Below are 24639 nucleotides of genomic sequence, written 5' to 3'. Positions count from 1 at the left end.
TCTCAGAAAGGTTTTAGACAATGTAAACGATTTGAGGCTATAATCATGAAAGATATTGAGATGGATGCTTTTTCTGTTAATGAGCAAGAAATTATGCAATATTATGGATATAGTGGTACCTGTGGCAGATTTCAACTACGATGCAAATTTCTTAAGACATGGATACTACACACAATTGCACATTCTACGCCATTTTCAGGTTTTGCCATAAAGCTACAGAGATCAAGAGGGGTCAAAATTGGAAAGAAATGCCATTTTTCTCCATATGTCTTGATTGATTTGCTTTATCCTCAGCTTGTAACAATAGGAGATAATGTTACTATAGGGAGTAACACTTTGATTTTTGCTCATACAAATCCTACTACAAATCTATTTTTAAAAAAAAATGGATATCCTAGAAAAGTTGAATCTGTAAACATCAAATCTGGGGCAGTGTTATTTCCCGGTTGTATAGTTACTGCCGGAGTAACCATAGGAGAGAACTCGTTAATTGGTGCTGGAAGTGTTGTTTTTGAAAATGTGCCAGATTATTGTGTAGTTGTTGGAAACCCAGCAAGAATTGTGAAACGAATTGAGCATTAGATTATCAGTGGTAAGACTAGAATGAATATTCTTGGCATAGACTTTGAAGATTGGTTTCATCCACAGTTAATCCAGAGATATTTGGATGGAAAGAAGAGAACTCCAACTGTGATTAATGGGTTGGATAAGATACTTGATTTTTTGCGTATCAAGAATGTGTATGCAACTTTTTTTGTGGTAGGTGAATTGTTAGAATACAAACCAGAAATTCTTGATAAAATAATCAATCAAGGTCATGAGATTGGGTTTCATACCATGCACCATACAAGACTTGATGAGCCTAATTTTAAAGAAAAATTTCAAGAGGAAATTATAAAATTTGCAAATTTGACGGAAAAGAGATCAAGAGGATTTAGAGCACCAACGTTTTCTTTGAATTATCAAAGTTCATGGGCGATAGAGATGCTAGTGAATAATGGTTATTCTTATGACAGTAGTATCATGCCTGTGAAAACGAGTATGTACGGATTCACAAATTCTGAGATTAAACCGTATAAAATAACATCAAAATCTCTTGAAAAGAATGATCCTGAGGGAGAATTGATAGAATTTCCATTACTAGTTGGAAAATTGCTTGGTAGAACAGTTCCCACATCTGGAGGTTTTTACATTCGGTTTTTACCTTTGAGCGTAATCAAAAAATCAATTATTGAATATGAGAAGATGAGAATTCCTTCGACGTTTTATATTCATTCATGGGAGCTCACGCCAGAATTTATGCCAAAAATTTCAATGTCAATCAAAGATAGATTCATTACTTATCATAATCTTAAAAATACTCTATCAAGAATGGATGAGTTGTTAAAAAAATTTGAATTTACTTCGTTTAGCAGATACATACAAAAATACAATCTATAGATTCACAGATTGAAAATAATTTAGTGTGTATTGAATTCCTTTATTAATTGAGACTTTTGGCTTCCAGCCCAATGATTTTAGCTTTTTATTATCGACTATAAAATTTCCCACATCTACTTTCCTTGCATATGATGGAGATTCAACATATGAGACAACTGTGTTTGTATATTTTTTCAATAATTGACCAATCTTGTATAATGAGGTTTTTTGATATGATGATATCCAATAAAGTTCGCCGGGTTTACCTTTTTTCATAATGGTTTTGATTCCTGAAACTACATCAGATATGTAGATTAAGTCACGAATAGTTTTTCCTTTATCATACAAGGATATTTTTTCTCCTTTGTAAGATCTGTATAATAAATAATTTATAGCATTTTTACCTAACACATATTGCTCTCTTGGGCCATACGAATTTGTAATTCTGAATATTATTGTATCTAACCCATACATTTTATTATATATCTTTGAATAATGTTCACTAGCTAGTCGATTAGTTCCATAAATTGTATTAGGATTACATGGTGACTCTTCGTTTATTGGTAATTTTGTTGGTTTGCCGATAACAATGAAGGTGCTGCCCAAAATGAATCTACACTTGAGGTTGAGAGTGCGAATTATTTCCAAGATATAGAGAGTAGATTTTGCATTTAATTCTATGTCACGTATCGGGTTTTCAAAAGATTTTGAATGTGATGTTTCACCAGCGAGATGAATTATGACATCTGGTTTGTTTTTTTCAATGGAGGTTTTTAATTTTTTAAAATTAGTTACGTCTATTTTTTCTATAATAATTTTTTTTTGAATATGTTTAATGTTATTTTTTTTTGAATAGCTACGGGTTAGTATTATCAGCTCATGTTTATCCTTAAGCAGAGCATCACATAGATGGCTGCCAACAAACCCAAAACCACCAGTAATCATAATCTTCATACTATAAATCAGTAAAGATCTTGCTATTAATGTTAATTTAGAATAACAAGATGTTAATTGGATTAATATAAAACACAATTTAAAAAATAATATGGTCAAGAAATCTGTCTTAATGGTAGTTGCCAAATATCCAGCGACATATGGACATACAACAGTAATCAACAATCTATGTAGAGGATTAAAGGAATTAGGTCACAGAGCAGCCATAGGGGCCTTTTCTTTTGAGGGAGAACCGCCTAATGGAGTGGAGAAAGTAAAATTGAACCGAATTAAACTACTCAAATCAGGAGTTTCATCATTAGAGTTTGATATCATACATCCTCACCAAGCCCAGGTTCTTTACTATCTATTATTTAAAAAACCAAACAAACCCATCATATTTCACTACCACGCAGCTTCGAATATCATACAAGAATTAAATCTGAAAGTGTCAATGGGATTGTTAAAAAAAAGAATTACAAAGACCATATGTGTTTCAAAAAAAGCTTTGCATCATCTAACATATTGGGCAGGAGAATGCAATGCCACAGTAATTTATAATGGAGTTGACACGAATTTTTATCATCCAAATTTGGACAGCCCATACAAAAAGGGTTCACCACAACTTCTTTTTGTTAGTGTTTTACGCAAATATAAAAAAACATCTGAATTGATTAATGCCATGCCAGAACTACTAAAAAAATATCCACAAGCACACTTACAGATTGTCGGTGATGGGGAAGATTTTAAAAAATTGAAAGAAATTATTAATAAAAAAAATCTTGGAAAACACGTTGAGATGACAGGCAGAATAGATGATGAGGAGTTAAGAATGAGATATGCTTCATGTGACATGTATGTTTCTGCGAGTAGAAACGAACATTGTCCAGTACCAACCTTTGAAGCTATGGCATGTGGAAAACCTCTAGTTTTATCAAAATTAGAATCACATCTTGAGATTTTAGATGCATCCAAAGCAGGGTTAGGATTTTCTTTTTCTAATAGTACTGATCTATGTGACAAAATCGACAAAGTATTTCAGAATAGAATTAATTTTAGTAATGACGCATTAAAATATGCAGAAACACATGATTTGCAAAAATTTTGTAAACGGATTCAAGATGTATATGATGAAGTTTAGTTAACTCGTATATGTTTTAAATACGTAAGATAAAAGGTGTTGATATGATGAAAATTATCGTCTTCTAATTAATGAGGGAATTGGTTGGAAAGTTTTGAATTTAATTCTGTTTTAATAACCGGCGGAGCAGGATTTATTGGCAGCCATATAGCAGAAAGGCTCACAAATTCTGGGATAAATGTCAAAGTTGTCGATAATTTCGTAACAGGTAAAAAAGGAAATTTAGCGAAATGTTTGAGCAAAAAAAACTTTCGATTATATGAATTAGATTTGGGTAATTTGGACGACAGTAATGAATTTCTTAGTGATGTTGATGTTGTTTTTCACATGGCGGCTGATCCTGAGGTAAGAACGGGTTACGACAAGCCAGAAGATTCTTTCAATCAAAATATTCGAAATACCTTTAATTTATTACAAAAAATCAGACATTCTAAGGTTAAAAAAATAGTATTTGCATCTTCTTCATCAGTGTATGGAGATGCGACGATTTTACCGACTCCAGAAAATTATAGTCCATTATTACCAATATCACATTATGGTGCCTCTAAACTAGCTTGTGAGGCACTAATTTCTTCCTTTTGTCATAATTATAATATGAAAGGAATCATTGTTCGTCCGGCTAACGTCATTGGATCTCGTGGTCGTCATGGATTAATTTGGGATTTAGTTCACAAGCTAAAAAATGATAATTCAAAATTAGAGATTTTAGGAGACGGGAAACAAGTCAAGTCTTTTATACACATAAACGACGGAATTGAGGGTATTTTTCACTTGATTGCAAAAGTGAAAGAGAATGTAGGAATTTTTAATCTTGGAAGCGATGATAGTATAGAGATCATGACTGTGGCTAAAACAGTTTGTAAAAATATGAATTTACAAGAAATCAACATCTACACTACTGGTGGCATAGATGGCGGTAGGGGTTGGAAAGGGGATATTAAAAAGGCCCACTTAGATATTTCGAAATTGAAAAACCTTGGCTGGAAGCCAAAAATGTCTAGTGTTGAGGCAGTAGACTTGACTTCACGTGAAATAATAAATGAAGTAATACAATAATTGTTTTTTAGTGAATATGATTATAGAGTATAAAAGTTGACTGAAATTTCACACTCTGATAAAATAATGGCACATGTAAAATACTGGGGTGATTTTTTCCAGATGATTATCAATGTAAGAAAAACTTTTCAGAATCCATTAAAATTATTGTTTCGATCTTTTAAAAACGATTTCCCAATAAATGCTGTTTTAAAAAATGGTGATAAAATTAAAGTGAAGACATTTAATTCTATGTTTTTTATTTCTAATGTTCCTAAAAATCAACAGATCAATTATGATGTCGAAAAAGACACAGTTACACTATATCAAGAAGAGGAATCAACTAGAAAAGAAATTATTCTTCATGGGGGAATAAATAACGGAGACATAGTCAATACATTTTTCAAAAAGGATTATGCAAGTATTTCAGTAAAAGGAAAAACAATTTTGGACATTGGAGCAAATATTGGAGATACTGCAATATTTTATGCGTTAAATGGAGCAAAAAAAGTAATTGGTGTTGAACCTTTTCCAAAAAACTTTCAATTAGCCAGAGAAAATGTTGTCGTAAATAAGCTTGAGAATACAATTAAGCTATTACAAGCTGGATGTTCATCAAAAAATGGAACCGTGAAAATTGATCCGGAATATCAAAGTAATATTGAGAGTAAGCTGAAGAATTTTGTAAATGGAGTTGATGTACCGCTATTAACCCTTCAAGAAATAATAGAAAAATTTGAGATTCCAAAGAATTCAGTTTTAAAGATGGATTGCGAAGGGTGCGAATACGACATAATTGAGAATACACCTATAGAAGATCTCATTCATTTTAGTAGCATGCAAATAGAATATCATTCGGGTTTTTCTAATTTAAAGCGTAAATTGGAATCAATAGGCTATAATGTTACAGTAACAAAACCTCATGCAACAGATGTCGTTAATTCTTTGTTTAGTTCTTTTAAATTAATGAATCATAGTTCACGATATAAAAAAATTAATCATAAAGTAGGATACTCAGGATTCATTCTTGCTTTTAAAAATAATTAATTGGAGAATAGTTACGAGTTAATGATTATTTTATTACATAATAAAATAATTTGTGGAAAAAATTATACAACACCTAATCCATGCGTTAATGCAAATAATATTTGCCCAAATTGTACACATAACAAATAAAAGCTAAATACAAAAAATTATTGGTTCCAATTCAATTGCCTTTCTAAAAATTCTTCTAGTTTTTTATTATATGGTCTATAATAATCTAGCAGTAAGTTTCTAGTTTTTGCTTCCATTTTATCATACTCTCTTACATTTTTTTTCTCGGTATTTTTAATTGTGAAATTAGGCAGACCAAGAAATAAAAAAGTTTGTTTTAATGTATCATGTAGATTACTTTCTAAATCCTCTAATTTCAGAACGAGTATCTGATCCTTAGGAAACGTCTCATACCACAATTTGATATGATCAATATATTTTCCAAACGATCTATACGGAGTTTTAATGTATTTCACATCATAATCATGAATTTCATCATTACTAAGTTGTTTTATGAATACATTCCATCGATCATCGTCTTCATTAATCGTTTCTTCAAAAGAAGCAAATTCTTGATCAGCTAGATAGGCATGTTGATAATGAGAGTATGCACGATCTACAGGATTACGTAAGAGTATTATTATTTTCACATTAGGAATTAATTTATGAATTCTTTGAGGAGCAAAGGGATGAATTACGTATAACGGAGATGCTTCTCCAGTAGTAAATCGATGTTTTGTTTTTTTTTCTATTTTTTTCTTGGTAAAGATAGTTGGGAAATATGTTCGATACCAACCTGGACCTCTCCAATATGCTAAATCAAAATAATGTATTTCTTTTCTTGATGCATGACCTACATTCGGATGCTGACAAATGTAATCATAGAGTGATGTCGTGCCACATTTATGATATCCAATAATAATAAAATCAGGTTTTAGTCTAAAAAAACTAGTAATAGTTCTGAGAGTTCTATCTAAAGAAATATTGTATGGATTCAATCGCGGATGTTTTAATAACCAGTTTCTTGTTTTTGTATGAAGGGACAACTTAGTGTTATTCATACAAATTAATGCTTTTTGGAATTATTTAAAGCGAAATGTGACTAATTGTTAGGTTAAGAACTATTAAATCAATATAACAATATCAAATTTTCTAGAGGCGAAATAGCACAATTTAATTATTTAAAACTACTTCTATAACGGTCTCATCCCAACGTTTTCCATTTTTATCCATATTTTCTTGTTTTCGGATCAGAAATTCTTTCTCAGTCAAACCAGATTTGAGTAAAGTTTCTTTTGTTTTTTTAACTGATAAATCATTATAATAACAATTATCATCATCCCGCCAATGCATATTATGTTCATTCAATTCAGGAAAAAAACCTCTGTAGGAATTAATATAAGCATATTTTTTACATGATTTAATTATTCTTCGCAGAAACTCGTCAATATCATAAACATGATCTATTACCGCATGTGAGTATACCAGATCATATTTGTTTGGTAAATTCATTTTTAAGAAATCTCCTTGAATGAATTCAAAATTCGAGTGTGCTCTACAAAAATCAATGTTTGCTTTTGAGAAATCAATTCCTGTGTATATTTTATCTTGGAAGAGATCTTTGTATTTGATTGGATATACACCGGTACCACAACCAACTTCCAATATTGTTTTAATGTCTTTTTTAGAGTTGAAATAATTCATAAAATTCTCATGTAGTTCGGTGTTTTGATTATGAATTTCATCATACCACTTACTATCTGCCTTTTGCCATTGTTCGTTACCGTATTTGGATTTGCCAATAAATCTAGTTTTAAAATTTCTAAGAACGGTTTTAGAAATTGCTTGAATATCCATATATTACATGTGATGAATAAAGGCAATTAAAGTATTACACTATGCGTTCTAAATCGTAGTAAAATAGACAAATTAATTACGAAAAATAGATAAACGATAGAAGAACACGGAAAAAAATGGTTGAAGATAGACGTAGAAAATTATTAGATTCTGGTAGAAAATTAGTTAAAAAATATCCTTATTTTCGACCATTTCTTGCACCTGGAAAATTCTTTCTTAAGAATAGTAATGGAATAAAACCGCGTTTTTCTGGATGGGGCATGACATCAAATCATGAATTACCATGGAACGATAATTATCAAGGAGAAATTTTTAGGAAGGCAAAACAAGATTTAATAAAACAGATGACGTTTGACAAAAAACAATTTGGATACTATTACTCTCATCCAGAAGAATTACTTTGGCGACATTGGAATATATCATATGCGATTAATTGGGTAGTAAGATTTGTAAAAACTACAGAGTATAATTTTGTTGAGTGTGGTGTTGGACAAGGTTTTACAGCATTTTTTGCTTTACGAGAAGCAGTTGGGAATGCAAAAATTTCTTCCAATTTTTCTATGCATCTTTATGATTCTTGGAAAATAATGAGAGATCAAGACATGCCAAAAGGGATGAAAGATTATTGGGCGTCGTCATATGATAAACTGGACATAACCATTACTCGGCAAAACTTAAATGAATTTAAAAATAATTTAATATTTCATAATGGCTATATTCCAGAATCATTATTTGAAGAGCCTAAGGCGCCAGACACAATAGTATACTTGCATATTGATCTTAATTCACATAAACCAACATTAGAGGCATTAAAGTTTTTTTATCCAAGAGCAGTACATGGTGCTATTATGATTTTTGACGATTATGGGCATGCGGGATTTGAAGAAACAAAAATGGTAATCGATGAATTCTTTCACGACAAGCCAGGTTTGTTACAGAAACTTCCCACCGGCCAGGCAATATATTATCATAACTAGATAAAAATCATTTTTGAAGGTTCAATACGAGAATGCTGATATTTCGTTTACATAGAGGAAACTTTATTTCATATTTTTGGGTTTAGCAATATATCCGCCCGCTATTAGAATTTCCAAGTCTTTAATGATTTTTTTTATCTCGGCTATCTCTTCATCATCTAATTTTTCATTATTTGAGATCTTTAATAACATCAGAGTCATCATTCTATACATAGGAAATGTCACTTTGATTTGGTGCCCAGGTTGAAGTTTGAATATCCATTGATTTGATTCTGCACCTATATCGAGTTCGGAAGTGTATGTTGGAATTCTTTTAAAATGAATGTATCCAGCAAGAACTAAAAGTGGAATTCCAGCGAAGGTCACTATAAGAACGTACGAAAAAAATGTTGGGAAAATAACCTGTAATGCCGGGATTTTTTCTATTGCCAAATAATATGTTACCACTAAAGTATTAACAGAGGCAAAAATGAATGTAAAGTAGGTTGCCCAACCAGTTCTAAAGTAATACCAAGCACGAAAAGCTAATTTCTTATTCACGGTCAACATGTCTTGTGGCCCCATATATAAGAATTAATTATATTCACGAAATTATCACATAATCATATTGCGAGTATTAATAGCCGTAGATAAGACTAGATTTGATTATTTAATTCCATTTTCAAAAGCACTTTCAAAATATAATATAGAATGCAAGATTATTAACGATCTTGAAATATATGATGATTCATTTTTTTCTAGAAAAATACTACGTTGGGTAAAGGAGCCACAAAGATTTGTCAAATTGATTAAAGAGTTTAACCCAGACATTGTATTTACAGAAAGAGTCAGTCAGTTTAGCTTACTAGTCATTAAGAAGAAAATTCCATTGTTAATTTTCTTACGGGGGGATTATTGGAAAGAATTGAAATTTGCAAAAGAAACCATTCATTCATCTGTTCAAAAAAAAATAGAACTCTTTTTTAGAAGTAGAGTTGCGGAGAAATGCTTTAAAAATTCCACCATAATATTGCCAATCTGCAATTATCTAACAAATATAGTAAAAGATAGATACCCAAGAAATAAAATTTCCATTTTATATCAGGGAATAGATGTTAATTCATGGAAATATACATCCAAGAAGAAACTAAAGAGCCCTTCGGTCGGATTACTACAAGGAGCACATATTTGGGGCAAGTCTGAAGAAATGCTCATTCTGGATGACGTATTAGACAAGTTTCCCAACGTAACATTTTATTGGGCTGGTGATGGTCCGTATAGAAATAAAATTCTTCCAACATTAAACAAACACAATAATTTCAAGTGGCTTGGGCACCTTGATTATCCCGAAAAAGTAAGAGAGTTTTTATCAGAAATAGACGTTTACGCATTAATTTCAGGCATGGATATGTCTCCACACTCATTATTAGAAGCATCTGCAATGCAAAAACCAGTAATTGCTACAAATGTAGGGGGAATTCCGGAACTGATGAAAAACAATGAAACGGGGTTTTTGGTGGAGAGGGGGAATTCAAAAGATCTTTGTGAAAAAATTTCATTATTAATAAGTGATAAGGAAATGGCCATGCGAATGGGAATATCGGGGCGTAAATTTGTGGAAGAAAATTTTAGTTGGGAGAAAATAGCTGAGAATTTTATCAGAACATTAAAGAATCATAATTTGTTTAACGATTAACGAAGCTACAACTTTTTACCGGTTATGTTTATCCCACTTTCCATTTCGTTGAAATGAATAATTTTTAGTCCCATGTCTTTAAACCATTTTTTTACTTCATCAGATGTGTGTCTGTATGCAAATTTTGGGAAATACCAATCATAGTTTACTCCAACACTGCGTTCAAAATTCTCATCTTCGGCCCAGAAACACTTCAAGAAATACCAATAAATGAACCGCTGAACATCATAGGTTCCCGCTTTGATTTGTAGTATTGGTATATCACGCGGAATTTTGATTTTTGCCTTCAAGTTGGACAACACTTTACCCAGGTTTGTCATATCCTTTGAAAATTCAACACATTCTTTTTCACTCATGTTTGTAGTGAATTGACGAATATAATCATCGGCAAATTCTCTCATTGGTGCCTTTTTCTTATAAACATAGATTGAGATCTGGCCATCAGACTTCAACAATTTTGTAAGGAATTTGAATGATGATTCAGTGTCCTTGGTATGATGAAGAACTTGATCTGAACAAATAAAATCAAAGAATTTTTTCTTAAAAGGTAATTTTCTAATATCAGCCTGCAAAAAGTGAATATTGGATTTGCCTCCATATTTTTTGTAAGCAAATTCTATGCTATCACTTGCATCAACTGCAAAAACCTCTGAGTTGGAATTTGATGAAAAAAGTTTTGCACTATTTCCCAATCCTGTACCTGCATCTAATATTTTATTACGTGTTTTTAGAAAATCGTTAAATTTGTTCAGAGTCTTCCAACCAAATCTGTCTAAAAACCAATTTTGTTGAAATTCGTACCATTTTTTTTCATGATACGATTTGTTATATTTCTTCCATTTTGATGAAAACGCAGCCTCAGTTTTAGTGAATCCTTTTGTTTCGTCTACTACTAATCTTGGAATACCACGGATGATTTTGAATGTATGTCCTCTAGAACAGCGTAATAAACCTGTGATTATCTCTTGGTCTTTTTTTGCTTTGATTTGGATCGTAAAATCAGAATTACATAGGGGGCAAATTATTTGGTCTACTAGGCTTTCTTTCATGACGCTTCACTTTGCTGGCTTAAATAAAAATTAATTGTATTAAGTGAATTTTAATTGTTCAACTTCACATATAATTATGAATACATACAATAAAGCAAATTGAAGATTCTCATAGCCGGATCTAAATCAAAATTTTTTCATTTAGAAGAATTTGGAGACGCCTTGACAAAATTCGATGTAGAGTATATGTTAGTTCACGACATAGATATTCAAGACGGTTTCCCTAGCCGGAATATTAGAAATTGGTTTCAATCTAGAGCCAAATTCAATCGTCTGATTAAGGATTTTGGACCAGATGCGATTTTTGTTGACAGACAAAGGCATTTTTCTTTGGCTGCAGTAGAAAGTGGTATACCAACATACATGCTTCTGAGAGGGGATTATTGGAGTGAGATGAAATGGGCAAAACAGACATTATACAAAACTCTGTCCAGAAGGATTGCTCTCTACCAGTGGAATAAGATTGCAGAAAAATGTTTTGAAAAAACGACGATGATTATGCCAATTTGCAGATATCTGGATGATATTGTAAAGGAACATTATCCACAAAAGAAGACCGAAGTTTTGTATGGCGGAATTGATGCTTCACGATGGTATCCAATTGAAGGGATGAAATTGGATCATCCGTGTGTAGGATTACTACAGGGAGCATGGATTTGGGGGAAAACACAAGAAATTCTTACACTCAAAAATGTAATTGAATCACTGCCAGACATTACTTTTTACTGGGCGGGGGATGGGCCATATAGACAAAAGATAACTGACGTTTTGGATAAATGCAAGAACTTTCGATGGCTCGGTGCCCTTCAATATCCAGATCAGGTAAGGCAATACATTGCAGCACTTGATGTGTATGCACTTCCAAGTGGAATCGACATGTCTCCTTTGACACTACAAGAGGCACAGCTTATGAAAAAACCAGTAATTGCTACAAATTCCGGAGGCATTCCAGAATTAATGAAGGATGGAGAAGCTGGATTTTTGATTGAAAGAGGCGATCATAAAGCATGGATTGAAAAGATAACTCTTTTGTTAAATGACAAAAAGCTTGCTCAAGAATTTGGCGAAAAGGGAAGACAATTCGTAGAGACGGAGTTTAGTTGGGAGAAAATGGCAAAAAGATTCGTCGATATAGTACAAAAACACATATCAAAAAATTAAAACTCTTATAGTGTGTGACTGGGTCTCATTTCCTTGGTAACAAAAATTCTATACCAGATCTCAAGTGCCAGTAACCCCAAAAATTTATTGACATATCTTGCATCCAAATTCTTTTGTAAGTGTTTTTGAATCCAAGAGTCATTAATCCATTTTTGTCTGACTATTCTAGCATCAGACAGATAATTATCACATAGCTCGTACCCATGAGATTTCCATAGATTTGTAGTATCAACTGAAAATCCTTGTTTTTTCTTTATGAGTAGTTTTTCAAGAGAGTACTTGTGGATTATTTCTCTTAACAAAAGCTTACCAAGATTATTTTTTGGATCATATTTTAGCCCTATTGGCAAGTGGGTTGCATAATCAATTGTCTCTTTTGATAGAATTGGCGTTATGGGTTTAACTCCAAAATGTTCATGAATTTTCGTATTTAGCGGTACCCAATTGTATAGCAGCTTGCCATTAAAGTCTGCCAGAAAGACTTGAGATATTGGATGCAGTGGATTGTCAAAATATGATAGAACTCTTGAATAGATGTCATCCCAAGAGAACTGTAATTTATTTGCAAAGATTTTTTGTTGATCTGGCACCCAATCTCTTTCATGACATAGCAAGTATGCCTTTGTCTTTGCAAGTGCTGATGAATTTCTTTTTGTCAGAGACAGAAATTTTTCATATCTAAATGTATAACCCCCAAATAATTCGTCGCCACCATCTCCAGAAACAAGTAGTTTACCCAGAGTCTTTGATTTTTTTACCACATAGTACCAATGAAGATCCCAAAAAGGCTGCCTAATTATGCTAATTGCAGTTGGGAGTTCTTTGAGATAGTTTTCAATATAGACTACATGGTGTAAAGCATCAAATCTTTCTGAAATTCTTGCAGCGTGTTTTGATTCATCTATACTTTCAGCGAATTTTATCGAAATTGCATTTATTTGTACATCAGGGCAGGTTTTTTTTAGAAGAGATAAAACAAGTGTGGAATCCACGCCACTACTAAGTGCTATTGATGCCTTTGTTGTCTTGGAATTTTTGATTGATTTTTTTATGTTTGAGATTATCAAGTGTTCCACATGTTGAGCAACATTTTGTGTTGTTGGTTTTTCTACAAAGTCTTGCCAAGTTTTTTTCGGAATTTGTGATGTTTTTATTGGGTTGTATCTCAGTGTTAATATGTTTTTTATCGAATTTGGTTCAAGTGTTATTTTAGATCTTGCCACGGCCTAGACCTCTAAATATCAGGTTTGCTTTTTTTGCCGCGTGTTGATCCATTACTCCTCTTGAGTCGACTACTATTGGTGTTCTCATCTTTGTGCTTAGGAATGTAGGCTCTAGGTCATGAAATTCTTTATGCGCAGTAACAATTACAACAGCATCAGTGTTTGTTAATGCATCAACCAAATTATTTTCAGTTTTTATTCCAAATATTTCAGAGGATTTAAAATATGGATCATAGATTTTTACTCTTGCACCATTGATTTGCAGTTTTTTTGCAATAGATTCTGCGGGCGTTAATTGAATGTCTTTCACATCAGGCTTGTACGATATGCCCAGAATTAGTATTTCTGAGTCTTTCATGTTTTTTTTCGCTTCTAAAAATCCATCATCGAGCAGCCCAACCACATGATCAGGCATTGACTCGTTTATTGTGCGTCCTGCTTTCACAATGCTGAGATCTTCATTGACTCTTTTTGCAAGATTCAACATTTGGTAAGAGTTGACAGGTAGACAAGGACCTCCAACCCCAGCCCCGGGATAATGAACTTGGAAATTGTATTTTGTTTTTGCGGCTTCTAATACCTTCATGATATCAATTCCTATTTTTTCAAACAATACTGCCAGCTCATTTACAAAAGCAATGTTAATGTCACGAAAGACGTTTGTTGTGAGTTTCACTGCATTTGCAGTCTTGCAATCAGGCATTGGAATTAAATCGACTGTAAAGACATGCCTGTAAATCTTTGTAATAATACTGGCAATTTTATCATCGATTGCACCAACCAGACGAGGAAGTCTTTCAAAATCATTGAGAATTTGTCCAGGATTTGCAGTTTCAGGACAAACACCAATTCCAAAGTTCTTTCCAGCCTTTAATCTCCCATCGTTGCCTTCTACTATAGAGATTAATTCATTTTCTACAAAACCTGGCTCAATCGTGCTTTCTACAATTATTAAAGAACCCGGAGTAAGCAGATCGTGTAATTGTCTTCCCACTGATTTTAATGCAGAGTAATTAGGTACATTATTTTCATCCATGGGTGTTGGCAAGGACAGCAATACAACATCGGATGTTGGAACTCCTTCTTCTATTTTGGTTGTAGCAATAAACTTCTTTTCCTTGATAACATTTTCAAATATTGCATCATAACCTGGCTCATCTTTGAGAGGAAACAATCCAGAATTAATATCTGCGACAAGTTTGGGGTTGATATCTACTCCTGTAGTTGGTAGGCCAGAGTTTGCAAAGGACAAAGCTGTAGGCAGCCCAATTCTTCCTATTCCAATAACACATATTCTAAGCTTGCCTGTTTGAATTGATTGTATTAGTTCGGATGAATTCATCTCCATAATTTTTGTCATAAATGTGTCAGCTGATTGAATGATTTTCAATTTTGATTACTTATTTAGTTTTAGATTTTCTCAAGACTTAAAGATGTGAAAAAGACACAATCGTTGTGAAACTAGCTATAACAGGAGGTGCTGGATTCATTGGGAGTCATCTGGCAAAGGAAATTATCAAGCAAGATCATACTCTTGTGATTATTGATAATTTGTACAGAGGTAATTTGCAAAACCTTGTACCGCTCAAAGATTATGAATTTCAAAAAATTGACATTAGGGATTTTGGAGACCTTAGAGATGTTCTAAAAAATGTTGATGGAATATTTCATGAAGCTGCTCTCACAGACGTTCAAGAATCATTTACAAAAAAAGACGAATATGCAGATGTAAACATCAGGGGTACGGAGAACGTATTCAAAATTGCAAAAGAATTTGAATTAAAGGTGGTTTATGCAAGCAGTTCAAGTGTTTATGGTAACCCAAAAAAAATCCCAATTACAGAAAATAGTGAACGTGCACCCATCAACCCATACGGAAACACAAAACTGGAAGATGAGATTTTGGCAGAAAAATACTCAAGAGATGGGGTTTCAATAATTGGGTTAAGATATTTTAATGTCTATGGAAGGGGGCAGACTGGATCCTATGCTGGCGTGATTACTAAATTCATCAACCAATTAAAAGAAAGAAAACCTCCTATAATTTTCGGTAATGGATCTCAGATACGGGATTTTATTTTTGTAGAAGATGTCGCAAGAGCAAACATTTCTGCAATGAATAGTAAAGTCAGTAGTGGATTTTTTAACATTGGCACCGGGATTATTACATCAATTCAACAACTTGCAAATACCATGATTGAACTCTCAGGCTTGGAATTAAAACCACAGTATGAAAAACCTCTTGATGGGGATGTACAAGAAAGTCAAGCAGATACCAGATTTGCCAAAGAAACGTTAGGTTGGGAATATGAAATAGGCCTCAAAGATGGTCTTGCAAGATTCTTCCCACAAAAACCCTAATTGAGTAATTTTTCATAAAAATCGACATATTTTGGAAGTAATTCTTCCCATGTGAAATTCTTTGTTACAAAATCATACGCATTAGAAGCCATTCTGGCAGAGTTTTCTTTTTGTTCAAGTGATGAATTGATTGCATTAATCAATGATTGTGGATCATTTGGTGGAATTAATAACCCTGTTTCATTATTTGTTACTACGTCTGGAATATCACCAACATTTGTAGCTACAACCGGAATCTTGAGATAGAATGCCTCTTTGATTGATTGTGGCAAGCTTTCCATTCTTGACGGTACAACAAGTACCGCTGATGCTTTTAGATTTGTCATGGCATCTTTCCAGGACAAGTTTGTACAATAGATTACCTTACCAGTAATTTTTGGTTCAATGTTTTTTAAAATATCAACTCCCTTTTCGTAGCTATCTCTTCCAACAAACACAACTTGGTTCTCTATTTTTTTGACTTCTGGGATTTCTTTGAATTTTTCTGTATCTATTGGTGCTGGAAGATAAACAAAATCCAATCCTAGTTTTTCTTTGTAAGTTTTTTGAACAGATTTTGAATCAGTTGTTAGAATGTCTGCAAGTTTCAGAATTTTTGCTTCTGTTGAATTGACAATAGAACTAGTTGCATCAGAATGCAATACATTTACTTGTTCTGAATACACTCCATGAACTGAGAGGATTTTTTTCCTTGCCTTGATAAATTTCATTACAATCGCAGAAGGAACATTCCAGGCATGTACAGCATCATATTTTTCGCGGTCAAAAATTGCTTTGAGTGCACCAAATAACGCAAAGCTTGGATTTTTGAGATTGTTGATTGGGATGTGTGACACTTGCATTAGTTTTACATCAAAGCCATTTTCTCGTAGTTTCTCTGCAACTCCAAATGCATGACCTCCAATCCCACCCTCAAAGCGCGGAGAAATGTAAAGAATCTTCAATGAATCAAAACTAATTGTATTATTTTAAAAGGTCTTGGATGAAATCTACTGCAAAGCTTGTGATGCTTCATGCATCATCTGACTCTTTGCACATCCTGCTGCAAGCTCGTCACCCTTTCCTCTTCTCATGAGGCCACGGTACAAGCCGTCCTCCAGTTTTACTCCTTCACGTTGTTCCCATTCTTCTACGGTGATAGAGTATTTCTTTTGGATTCTGTCTCTGTACCATTCTGGGATAACGTTGAACGCGCAAAACGGGATGATTCTAAGATCTGGTGTTACATAATGAATGTCACATCTTTGCAGTCTTTCCAAGTCTTCATTGTATTTGTCTTGGAAGTGCATCATGCCCAAGAATAATCCTTTGACATGCCAAGATCCGACTGCATCAAACGATCTCTTCATTAGTATATTGCCAAACATCTTTGCCAAGTCTAGTCCTGCTGGCTGCTTCTTTTTATCAACGAAACTGGATAATTTTCTTACCACCTCTAGCATTGTAAAGTACTTGTTCTTGCCAGAACGTATTTCTTCTGCTTTATCCTCAAATAATTCCAACATGCCTTGAATGTCTGCAAATCTTGGTAGTGGGACAAACTTCTTTGTTTCTGCATCTTCGAACACATATGTTCCTGCACCACATGCAAAGTGAATTGATAATTCGTATTTTGGTTTGCTAGAGAATGCCTCTATAACGTTTGTTAGTGGCATGCAACTTGGAACTGGGAACCAGTCATCAACTGTTACCTCGCCACCGGTTTGCTCTTCGATTCTTTGGATGCAATCAGGAATAGTAATTCGGTATTTTTCACGCTCGGTTTTGCCCATTCTTCCAGTTAGAGATACTGGCTGGAAGTTTACTGCATGGACAATATCCATATTCTTTTGTGCATAGCGAATAATTCCACCTAACTCATGATCGTTAATCGATTTGATTACTGTTGGAACGAAAACAACTGTTGTTCCAGTCTTTCTGCAGCTATCTAGTGCATAAGGAATCTCCCAGTGGTTCTTTGGGTTTGTTCTTGCAGTGACACCATCAAAGCTCAAATAGAGATTGTTGCATCCTGCCAGTCTTACCTCTCTTGCTGCTTCTGGGTCCATTGCATGTCTGATACCGTTTGTATTCATCTGAATATGTTCAACACCCTCCTGTTTCATTATTTTGATAACATCAGTGATATCGTCTCGAAGCATTGGCTCACCTCCAGTGATCTGCATTGAATTGCCTGGAATTGGTCGCTCTGATCGTAGGGTTTTCATCATTGCACGAACTTGGTCATGTGATGGTTCATACATGTATGCACCCTCAAGGCCCTTCTTTACATAGAAAAAGCAGTACCAGCATGTCAGATCGCATCTATTTGTGACGATCATGTTTGCAAGACCGCTATGTGATAAATGGTTAGAACATAAACCGCAGTTGTTTGGGCAGGAGCATTTCTCTATCATTACGTTTGGTGCATGTGCGCCTTTGCCATCAGCCCAATATGTGCTGAATTTTTTGTACATTTCATAGGATCCAAAGTAAAGTTCTTCGCATTCGCCATGTGTAGGGCATGTTTTGCTCATAAAGACGCGTCCGTCTCGCTCAAAAACCTCTGCATCCAGAATCATGTTACAGTCAGGGCAGATGCTCTGAGTGAATCGAATAGTGGATTTCTTTCCGAGGCTCTTTGTTGTATTCTTTGAGAGCTGAATTAGCGACATGTGTTATTGAGATTTTTCTGATATGCTATTTAATGTATTTCCCACTCTGCCCCGTGTGATTTAGCAGATAGATTCGTTAGGTGTTTAAATACTGAAAAACCTCGAGTAGATCGGATGAGCATTTCTGATAATACTCGCAAGTCGCTTGAGAGAATAGGCCTTACCAGTTATGAGATCAGGACATATTCATCGTTGCTAAAGGGCGGCGAGCTGACGGCCTCCGATCTTAGCCAAAAGTCAGGCGTGCCATATTCCAAGATCTATGAGGTTCTAGGATCGCTAGAAGAAAAGGGTTGGATCGGATCGGATGATTCAAGGCCCACAAAATATTTTGCAAAATCTCCATCCACTGCACTAGAGGTAACAAAGCAAAAGGCGGAATCTGACTTTAAGGAAAATGAAACTATAGTACTACGCGAGCTTGTACCATTATACGAAAAGAGTGGGGTTAGTGAGCGGCCGGACATCTGGGTTTTATCAGGCATAATGAACATTGCATCAAAGATCCTAGAGATGGTGGATTCGTGCAGAAGCGAGGTCTTGATTGCATTACCCAAGGCAAATGAGATTCTAGTAAAGCAGGCCCTGCCAAAGCTACGCCAGCTTCACGACAAAGGCGTGGTTATCACAATATTGATGTCAGATGAGATGGACAAGGAGTCATTAAAGGCACTATCTCGTGTATCCACAGTCAAGGTAAAAAAAGGACTGTTTGGCGGCGGCATAATCTCAGACAAGCGTTATGTTGTGATTTTGCTCGGACCAATAAATGAGTCATCTGAAGGTGAAGCAGTTGCGATTTGGGCAGACCACGCAGGCCTTGCCGTTTTTGCAAGGGAATACTTTGAATATTTGCTCAAAGATGCAAAGAGTGTATCATAATGGATTCAGTTAATGATGAGGTACTATTTGTTGGAACCGCCGAGGCGGAACACGTAGAGATGTATCTAAAGGCAATTTGGCACATCAAAGAAAGAAGCGAGCCAGTCAAAATTAGTACAATTGCAAAGATGCTCAATGTTAGACAGCCAAGCGTAGTCCAGATGCTAAAAAAACTAAACGAGCAGAATCTGGTCAACTATAGCAAAGCTGGCGTTTCTCTAACAGAAGGCGGAGAAAAGGTTGGCTCTAGTATGATGCGAAACAGTAGGCTACTAGAAGTGCTCATGGATAGCGCACTCAAAGTGGAAATCGATGAAGAGATGGTTTGTGGCATAGAACACCATATGAACAGACAGTTCACAGATGCCCTATGTACAATGCTAAAACATCCTCGCAAGTGCCCCCACGGCCATGTAATTCCACCAGGATCATGTTGTTCTGCTTAAGATTATATCATAGAATGTGTGTTTTCTAACATGGTGTGTTTTTGCGGCTGCAAGACGTTTGTAAAGGATTCCTATGGATTCAAGGTAGGATGTGTCAACTGTACACATGGCCCCCAAAACCATGATGATGAATTTAGAATGGCGTCACGCAAAAACGAAAACCAGAGCCAGAAACGCGACGTTGATTTTGGATAATTATTCTCCAATAATTTTGACTAGAACTCTTTTTGGACGCATCCCATCAAACTCGCCATAAAATATCTGCTCCCAGGGCCCAAAGTCCAGCTCACCGTTTGTAATTGCTACTGTAACTTCGCGCCCCATGATTTGACGCTTTAGATGCGCATCTGCATTGTCCTCTCCGGTGTCATTGTGTTCGTATTGGTTGATTGGCTCGTGTGGTGCTAGTTTCTCAAGCCACTTGGCATAATCGCGGTGCAGGCCTGACTCGTTGTCATTTATGAAAACGCTTGCAGAAATATGCATTGCATTGACAAGGCAGAACCCTTCTTGGATCTTGCTTTTTTTGACCAGCTGTCGTACCTGTGGTGTAAGATTCACAAATGCTGTTCTGGTCTTTGTGTTAAACGTAAGATACTCTGTTAGGGATTTCATGTTTGGTAGCTTTTGATTTTTGGATTAAAGCTTATTGCAATAGTGCAGGCTCAGAACTCAAGATCTACATCATTTGGAATCAATGGGATAAGGTCATCAACGCCTACGAACCATCATAGGAAAAAGGGATTTTTAAAAGAAGCTTGATAAAAGGCACAAAAATAGTATAAAGAAAATGGTTGCAATAGATGCATCTGCCTCACTTGAAAGCTTCAGAAGGTTTGTCATAGCCAGCACATGCAGCTCCTACATGCCGCGCAGCTATATAGAAGACCCAGAAGTGTTTCCAGAAAGAGAGGAATCTCTTGGCTCCATTTATGTGGAGGCAGCAGACAAGGTTACGCTAAAGAAGATCCGAGACATCACATTTGTAAACGCAAGGGACGTTCTTGGTATAATATACAATTCCAAGAGCGGCAACACCACGCTAAAGTGGAGACAATTGCGAAGAAGGGGAGGCAAGGTAACCGGTGAGGCATCATCCAATTCGCTTGTAAATCTGGCAGAAGGCGGAGTAATCACACCAGAATGGGTTGATAGCTATCTCAAAAAGAAAAACATGGAAAACACAAACGCTGTATAATTATTCTAGTATTACACACCAAACCCAATGATTACAAAAATTATCGATGATTCCACAGTATCGTTTTTGGTCGAAGAGCCAGATGATCTGCTCACACTACGCAGAATAATAAAAAAAGAAGACAAGATAATATCCGACACTACACGCGTCATAAAGCAGGACAAGGACTATTCCAGGCCAGACAGGGGCGAGCGAATCAAAATCCGCATATCACTCGAGGTTGAAAAAATCGCACTGGATGCGGTGTTTGACAAGCTTCGAATCCATGGAACCATAATAGAATCAACCAACGAGGCAGTATCAAAGGGACTGCACCACTCCATTTTGATAAGAATTGGAGACTCGCTTAATGTTGTGAAGAAAAAATTGCAGCCAATTGAGCTCAAGCTCATAAAGAGTAAAGATGAAAGCATTGGGTTTGTTTTGATTGCAATTGACAAGGGTGATTGTGGAATCGGCAAGCTAAAGGGAACGCACTTGGAGCTGATGCAAAACATGTATTCCGGATCTAGCGGAAAGCAATACAAGACCAACTTTAACATCCAGGCCTTTTTTGAGAATGTCTCAAAGGCCCTAGATACCACTCTAAAGGAAAACGACGGAATTGTGATCTTTGGCCCAGGTGAGACAAAAAGGCAGTTTGCCAACTTTTTGGCAAAGACCCCAATTGCAAAATCGCACAAAATAGAGACAATAGATGGTATTGACTCTGGTGGAGAGGATGGAATCTACGTATTCATAAAATCAAAAGCCATGCAACAGATTTTGGGCCAAAGCAAGCTTGCCAAGGTCTCATCCATACTGGAAGAGGTGATGATTAGGGCAAACAACAAGAGCAGAAAATTCACAATGGGCTTTGAGGAGACCAAAAAGGCAAACGAGTTCGGTGCTGTGGAATCATTGGTTTTCTCTGAAAAGATAATCCAGACCCATGACGAAGATGAGGTGGTAGAATTTCTGAATGATGTCGAGTCAAAAGGGGTCAAGGTGTATGCATTAGATGCATCAACGGATATTGGTCTTCAGGTATCTGGCCTTGGTGGAATTTTATCGTTGCTAAGATTCGCAGTGGATACCTAGTTCGTAGAGTCAACCATCCACTGCAAATATGGCTTGTTCAGATCTTTCAGCGTGAGTTCTGCTATCTCTGGCACCTTGTAAGGATGTGTGGATTTGATTTTTGATTTTAGTTTTGCCTTGTTTTTTTGTGTGGTCTTGAAGACTGCTAGAAATTCATCTGTGTTTTCTATTTTGTCTTTCCATGAATATACCGAGGACACTTTGGTGATGTTCACACATGCCACAAGTCTTGCGCTCACAAGGGAATTTGCGATTTTTTGAATTGATTTTTTGTCTGGATATGTGGATAAAATCACTACTCCTTTCATAGCAAACGATAAATGGGCGTCATTAAAAAAAGTAACAATTAATTTGAATTTAGATTTTTTATCACAGAATGCCATAATCTATGTTTTGATGGCTTGGGGAGTCATACTTGGCGTAACCAAGGCACTCAAGCTGGACAAGCATGGATTTGAGATAAAGCCGTACAGTCTTACATACAAAAACGCCCAGGTGCAGACGGTACTGACCAAGGTCTTGAGCAGAACTAGGCGAGGCATTCGCGTATTTGCGGATGTCAGTGTCGTTGCTGGCTTTATCATGATGGGCTTTGGGTTTTGGTTTTTGATTGACAATGTTACCAAGTTCTTTGACAAGCCGGAGGAATTCTCAGAGCTGACAGTCTTGATACCTGGCGTTACACTTACATCATCATCTGCAATTTTGTATTTTTTGTTATCAATCCCCATAGTTCTTGTAATTCATGAGGGAGCGCACGGAATAGTTGCAACGCTTGAAAAGATAAGAATCAAGACGGGTGGATTTGCTATATTCATTGCAATGTTTGCGGGCTTTGTAGAGCCGGACGATGAGGAATTCAACAAGGCAAAAAAAATATCAAAGCTTCGAGTCATTGGTGCGGGTGCAACATCAAATGTGATATTTGCACTGGCACTTGGTGCCATACTACTTACAAATCCGTTCTTTGCAATCATTGTTCCAGAGCCAATACGAAGCGCATTTTATGAAATACCACAAGGAGTAAACGTTCTAAGTATAATGCAGGGAAGTGGTGCAGAAAAGGCAGGATTGCAAACAAACGACATCATAACATCAATCAACAATATTACGATAGTGACGCCCTTTGACTTTACCAAGGTCAAGCTTGCGCCGGGCAGTACGGCATCGGTTATAGTTTTGCGAGACGGGCAAAAAATTACTCACCAAGTAGAGATAATGCCATCGCCTGAGGATCCAACAAAGGGCCTAATTGGAATAACTCGCGACAATTCTGTATCCTACAAACCAGTCTACAACTTTATCGAGTGGAAGAGTGCTGAGCTGTCCATGTTTTTGCTTTGGCTTTGGATGATCTCATTTTTCATTGGAATAATCAACATGTTACCATTACCAATCCTTGATGGCGGCAAGTTCATTCATAGTATAATAGACAAGAAACTCTCAGATGTGATGGTGAATCGCACAATGTGGGCAATCTACGGGTTTACCTTTGCCTTGTTTGGCCTAAACATAGCGCTGTCATATCTAAAATCAGGCTGGTTTACAATCTAGGGCAATTATCGTTAAATTTGGGCTTGGAAAACCAAAACCCATGAAATGCGACCGATGTGAGAATAATGCAGTTTACTCTAGAAAATATTCCGGTGAGAGTTTTTGCTCGGACTGTTTCTCAAATTCCATTCTAAGAAAAACAGCAAAGACCATCTCAAAATACAACATGATCCAAAATGGTGAGACGGTATGCGTTGCAGTGTCTGGTGGCAAGGACTCACTTGCATTACTAGATGCGTTATCAAAGATGGCAAAAAACCATAACTTTAGGATTCACGCAATAACAATAGACGAGGGAATCCCCGGATACCGCGAAGAGGCACTGGATATAGTAAAAGAATTTTGCGTAAAACTTGGAGTAGAGCACACCATATACCCATACAATGAATTGTTCGGCCTGACTCTGGATGACTCCCTAAAACAAAACGAAAATGATAGATTGTCATCGTGTTCCATTTGCGGTACATTTCGAAGGCGCGCAATGGATCATGCGGCAAAACAGATTGGTGCAAGTGTTATTGCAACTGGCCACAACCTAGATGATGTACTGCAGACATTTATCATAAACACGCTATCTGGGGATACTAACAAAATAGGCTGGATGGACCCAGACACATCCGAGAACTCGTTGCGAAAAATCAAGCCGTTTTGCGAGATTTATGAATCAGAAATAGTGTTTTATGCATTTACCAATGACTTGCCATTTCAAACGGAACCATGCCCCCACACAAATGAGGGAATTAGAACAGAGATTCGCGAATTTCTAAACAAGTTGGAGGGCAGCCACAGTGGAATTAAAAACAGCATGTATAGATCTGTTCTAAAAATATCTCAAATCATGAAGGATGCAAACTATAAGGAGAAAACCAAGTGTACTAGTTGTGGTGCCGAGTGCACAGGCAAGATCTGCTCTGTGTGCAAGATGATAATAGACTTGCAAGACTAACCTAATGCAAATA

At 35.8% G+C, this 24639-nt stretch carries 27 protein-coding genes; 16 read left to right on the top strand and 11 right to left on the bottom strand.

All coding sequences use genetic code 11. The annotated features are described in order from the left end of the window. The first annotated feature begins 45 nt into the window (after positions 1 to 45). Both SU86_RS00700 and SU86_RS00695 read left to right on the top strand, forming a co-directional pair. Positions 46 to 582, top strand: coding sequence for an acyltransferase (locus SU86_RS00700; RefSeq protein ID WP_048186834.1), 537 nt, complete (start codon positions 46 to 48; stop codon positions 580 to 582). A 21-nt stretch (positions 583 to 603) separates the two neighbouring features. Beyond that, positions 604 to 1440 carry a polysaccharide deacetylase family protein gene (locus SU86_RS00695; protein WP_048186833.1) on the top strand — a complete coding sequence of 279 codons (837 nt, stop codon included), beginning with the start codon at positions 604 to 606 and terminating at the stop codon, positions 1438 to 1440. Here SU86_RS00695 and SU86_RS00690 read toward each other — a convergent pair. Further along, positions 1435 to 2373, bottom strand: coding sequence for a GDP-mannose 4,6-dehydratase (locus SU86_RS00690; RefSeq protein ID WP_048186832.1), 939 nt, complete (start codon positions 2371 to 2373; stop codon positions 1435 to 1437). The two genes, SU86_RS00695 and SU86_RS00690, sit on opposite strands and share 6 nt — an antisense overlap. 91 nt (positions 2374 to 2464) lie before the next feature. Between SU86_RS00690 and SU86_RS00685 the strand changes: the two genes are divergently transcribed. The 3 genes from SU86_RS00685 (at position 2465) to SU86_RS09280 (ending at position 5575) form a co-directional block, all read left to right on the top strand. After that, positions 2465 to 3493 (top strand): glycosyltransferase family 4 protein, encoded by a 1029-nt coding sequence (locus SU86_RS00685; protein WP_048186831.1) that lies wholly within the window; start codon positions 2465 to 2467, stop codon positions 3491 to 3493. A gap of 84 nt (positions 3494 to 3577) precedes the next feature. Continuing rightward, the gene (locus tag SU86_RS00680; RefSeq protein ID WP_048186830.1) at positions 3578 to 4549 is read left to right on the top strand and encodes an NAD-dependent epimerase/dehydratase family protein; all 972 of its coding nucleotides are present in this window, start codon (positions 3578 to 3580) and stop codon (positions 4547 to 4549) included. A gap of 36 nt (positions 4550 to 4585) precedes the next feature. Then, on the top strand, positions 4586 to 5575 hold the full coding sequence (locus SU86_RS09280; protein ID WP_052755400.1) for an FkbM family methyltransferase: 990 nt from the start codon (positions 4586 to 4588) through the stop codon (positions 5573 to 5575). Between the two features lie 146 nt (positions 5576 to 5721). Here SU86_RS09280 and SU86_RS00670 read toward each other — a convergent pair whose 3' ends face one another. Beyond that, complete coding sequence (locus tag SU86_RS00670; protein ID WP_052755399.1) at positions 5722 to 6624, bottom strand: sulfotransferase domain-containing protein; 903 nt, start codon at positions 6622 to 6624, stop codon at positions 5722 to 5724. Between the two features lie 112 nt (positions 6625 to 6736). Then, positions 6737 to 7420: a class I SAM-dependent methyltransferase gene (locus SU86_RS00665; protein WP_052755398.1), complete on the bottom strand. Its 684-nt coding sequence runs from the start codon at positions 7418 to 7420 to the stop codon at positions 6737 to 6739. Between the two features lie 116 nt (positions 7421 to 7536). Here SU86_RS00665 and SU86_RS00660 point away from each other — a divergent pair, with 116 nt between their 5' ends. After that, positions 7537 to 8397: a class I SAM-dependent methyltransferase gene (locus tag SU86_RS00660; RefSeq protein WP_048186829.1), complete on the top strand. Its 861-nt coding sequence runs from the start codon at positions 7537 to 7539 to the stop codon at positions 8395 to 8397. Positions 8398 to 8460: 63 nt separating this feature from the next. On the opposite strand, the gene SU86_RS00655 is transcribed toward SU86_RS00660, so the two are convergent. Then, positions 8461 to 8937, bottom strand: coding sequence for a hypothetical protein (locus SU86_RS00655; RefSeq protein ID WP_048188979.1), 477 nt, complete (start codon positions 8935 to 8937; stop codon positions 8461 to 8463). 67 nt (positions 8938 to 9004) lie between these two features. Between SU86_RS00655 and SU86_RS00650 the strand changes: the two genes are divergently transcribed. Then, positions 9005 to 10072, top strand: coding sequence for a glycosyltransferase family 4 protein (locus tag SU86_RS00650; RefSeq protein ID WP_048186828.1), 1068 nt, complete (start codon positions 9005 to 9007; stop codon positions 10070 to 10072). A 5-nt stretch (positions 10073 to 10077) separates the two neighbouring features. On the opposite strand, the gene SU86_RS00645 is transcribed toward SU86_RS00650, so the two are convergent. After that, positions 10078 to 11121 carry a methyltransferase domain-containing protein gene (locus SU86_RS00645; protein ID WP_048186827.1) on the bottom strand — a complete coding sequence of 348 codons (1044 nt, stop codon included), beginning with the start codon at positions 11119 to 11121 and terminating at the stop codon, positions 10078 to 10080. 330 nt (positions 11122 to 11451) lie between these two features. Here SU86_RS00645 and SU86_RS00640 point away from each other — a divergent pair, with 330 nt between their 5' ends. After that, on the top strand, positions 11452 to 12282 hold the full coding sequence (locus tag SU86_RS00640) for a glycosyltransferase family 4 protein (RefSeq protein WP_236687712.1): 831 nt from the start codon (positions 11452 to 11454) through the stop codon (positions 12280 to 12282). 5 nt (positions 12283 to 12287) lie between these two features. Here the strand turns inward: SU86_RS00640 and SU86_RS00635 are convergent, their stop codons facing one another. Both SU86_RS00635 and SU86_RS00630 read right to left on the bottom strand, forming a co-directional pair. Beyond that, positions 12288 to 13505 carry an asparagine synthase C-terminal domain-containing protein gene (locus SU86_RS00635; RefSeq protein ID WP_048186825.1) on the bottom strand — a complete coding sequence of 406 codons (1218 nt, stop codon included), beginning with the start codon at positions 13503 to 13505 and terminating at the stop codon, positions 12288 to 12290. After that, positions 13492 to 14865 (bottom strand): nucleotide sugar dehydrogenase, encoded by a 1374-nt coding sequence (locus tag SU86_RS00630; protein WP_048188978.1) that lies wholly within the window; start codon positions 14863 to 14865, stop codon positions 13492 to 13494. The genes SU86_RS00635 and SU86_RS00630 overlap by 14 nt, the downstream gene beginning before the upstream one ends. 95 nt (positions 14866 to 14960) lie before the next feature. Between SU86_RS00630 and SU86_RS00625 the strand changes: the two genes are divergently transcribed. Then, on the top strand, positions 14961 to 15866 hold the full coding sequence (locus SU86_RS00625; RefSeq protein ID WP_048186824.1) for an NAD-dependent epimerase/dehydratase family protein: 906 nt from the start codon (positions 14961 to 14963) through the stop codon (positions 15864 to 15866). Here the strand turns inward: SU86_RS00625 and SU86_RS00620 are convergent. Next, positions 15863 to 16810 carry a glycosyltransferase family 4 protein gene (locus tag SU86_RS00620; RefSeq protein WP_048186823.1) on the bottom strand — a complete coding sequence of 316 codons (948 nt, stop codon included), beginning with the start codon at positions 16808 to 16810 and terminating at the stop codon, positions 15863 to 15865. The two genes, SU86_RS00625 and SU86_RS00620, sit on opposite strands and share 4 nt — an antisense overlap. Positions 16811 to 16855: 45 nt before the next feature. Continuing rightward, entirely contained in the window at positions 16856 to 18520 is a 1665-nt protein-coding gene (gene tes / locus SU86_RS00615; protein ID WP_177318905.1) for a tetraether lipid synthase Tes, read from the bottom strand. 114 nt (positions 18521 to 18634) lie between these two features. Here tes and SU86_RS00610 point away from each other — a divergent pair, with 114 nt between their 5' ends. Genes SU86_RS00610 through SU86_RS09835 form a run of 3 tightly spaced genes read left to right on the top strand, consistent with a single transcriptional unit; the run spans position 18635 to position 20043 of the window. Beyond that, positions 18635 to 19402: a TrmB family transcriptional regulator gene (locus tag SU86_RS00610; protein ID WP_048186822.1), complete on the top strand. Its 768-nt coding sequence runs from the start codon at positions 18635 to 18637 to the stop codon at positions 19400 to 19402. Further along, positions 19402 to 19848, top strand: coding sequence for a metal-dependent transcriptional regulator (locus SU86_RS00605; protein WP_048186821.1), 447 nt, complete (start codon positions 19402 to 19404; stop codon positions 19846 to 19848). Before SU86_RS00610 ends, SU86_RS00605 begins: the two co-directional genes overlap by 1 nt. Before the next feature lie 30 nt (positions 19849 to 19878). Continuing rightward, positions 19879 to 20043 (top strand): hypothetical protein, encoded by a 165-nt coding sequence (locus tag SU86_RS09835; protein ID WP_177318904.1) that lies wholly within the window; start codon positions 19879 to 19881, stop codon positions 20041 to 20043. On the opposite strand, the gene SU86_RS00600 is transcribed toward SU86_RS09835, so the two are convergent. Then, entirely contained in the window at positions 20044 to 20463 is a 420-nt protein-coding gene (locus SU86_RS00600; protein ID WP_048186820.1) for a secondary thiamine-phosphate synthase enzyme YjbQ, read from the bottom strand. Positions 20464 to 20638: 175 nt separating this feature from the next. Between SU86_RS00600 and SU86_RS00595 the strand changes: the two genes are divergently transcribed. Together SU86_RS00595 and SU86_RS00590 are read left to right on the top strand one after the other, a co-directional pair. Then, on the top strand, positions 20639 to 21046 hold the full coding sequence (locus SU86_RS00595; RefSeq protein WP_048186819.1) for a hypothetical protein: 408 nt from the start codon (positions 20639 to 20641) through the stop codon (positions 21044 to 21046). Positions 21047 to 21073: 27 nt separating this feature from the next. After that, positions 21074 to 22126 carry a pelota family protein gene (locus tag SU86_RS00590; RefSeq protein WP_048186818.1) on the top strand — a complete coding sequence of 351 codons (1053 nt, stop codon included), beginning with the start codon at positions 21074 to 21076 and terminating at the stop codon, positions 22124 to 22126. On the opposite strand, the gene cutA is transcribed toward SU86_RS00590, so the two are convergent. Beyond that, positions 22123 to 22434: a divalent-cation tolerance protein CutA gene (cutA, locus tag SU86_RS00585; protein ID WP_048186817.1), complete on the bottom strand. Its 312-nt coding sequence runs from the start codon at positions 22432 to 22434 to the stop codon at positions 22123 to 22125. The two genes, SU86_RS00590 and cutA, sit on opposite strands and share 4 nt — an antisense overlap. Before the next feature lie 88 nt (positions 22435 to 22522). On the opposite strand from cutA, the gene SU86_RS00580 reads away from it, so the two are divergent. Continuing rightward, entirely contained in the window at positions 22523 to 23680 is a 1158-nt protein-coding gene (locus tag SU86_RS00580) for a site-2 protease family protein (protein ID WP_048188975.1), read from the top strand. 40 nt (positions 23681 to 23720) lie between these two features. Next, complete coding sequence (locus SU86_RS00575) at positions 23721 to 24626, top strand: TIGR00269 family protein (protein WP_048186816.1); 906 nt, start codon at positions 23721 to 23723, stop codon at positions 24624 to 24626. Positions 24627 to 24639: the final 13 nt, after the last annotated feature.

It is taken from the genome of Candidatus Nitrosotenuis cloacae, from assembly GCF_000955905.1.
Lineage (GTDB): Archaea > Thermoproteota > Nitrososphaeria > Nitrososphaerales > Nitrosopumilaceae > Nitrosotenuis > Nitrosotenuis cloacae.
This window is presented reverse-complemented; position numbering and strand designations above follow the sequence as displayed.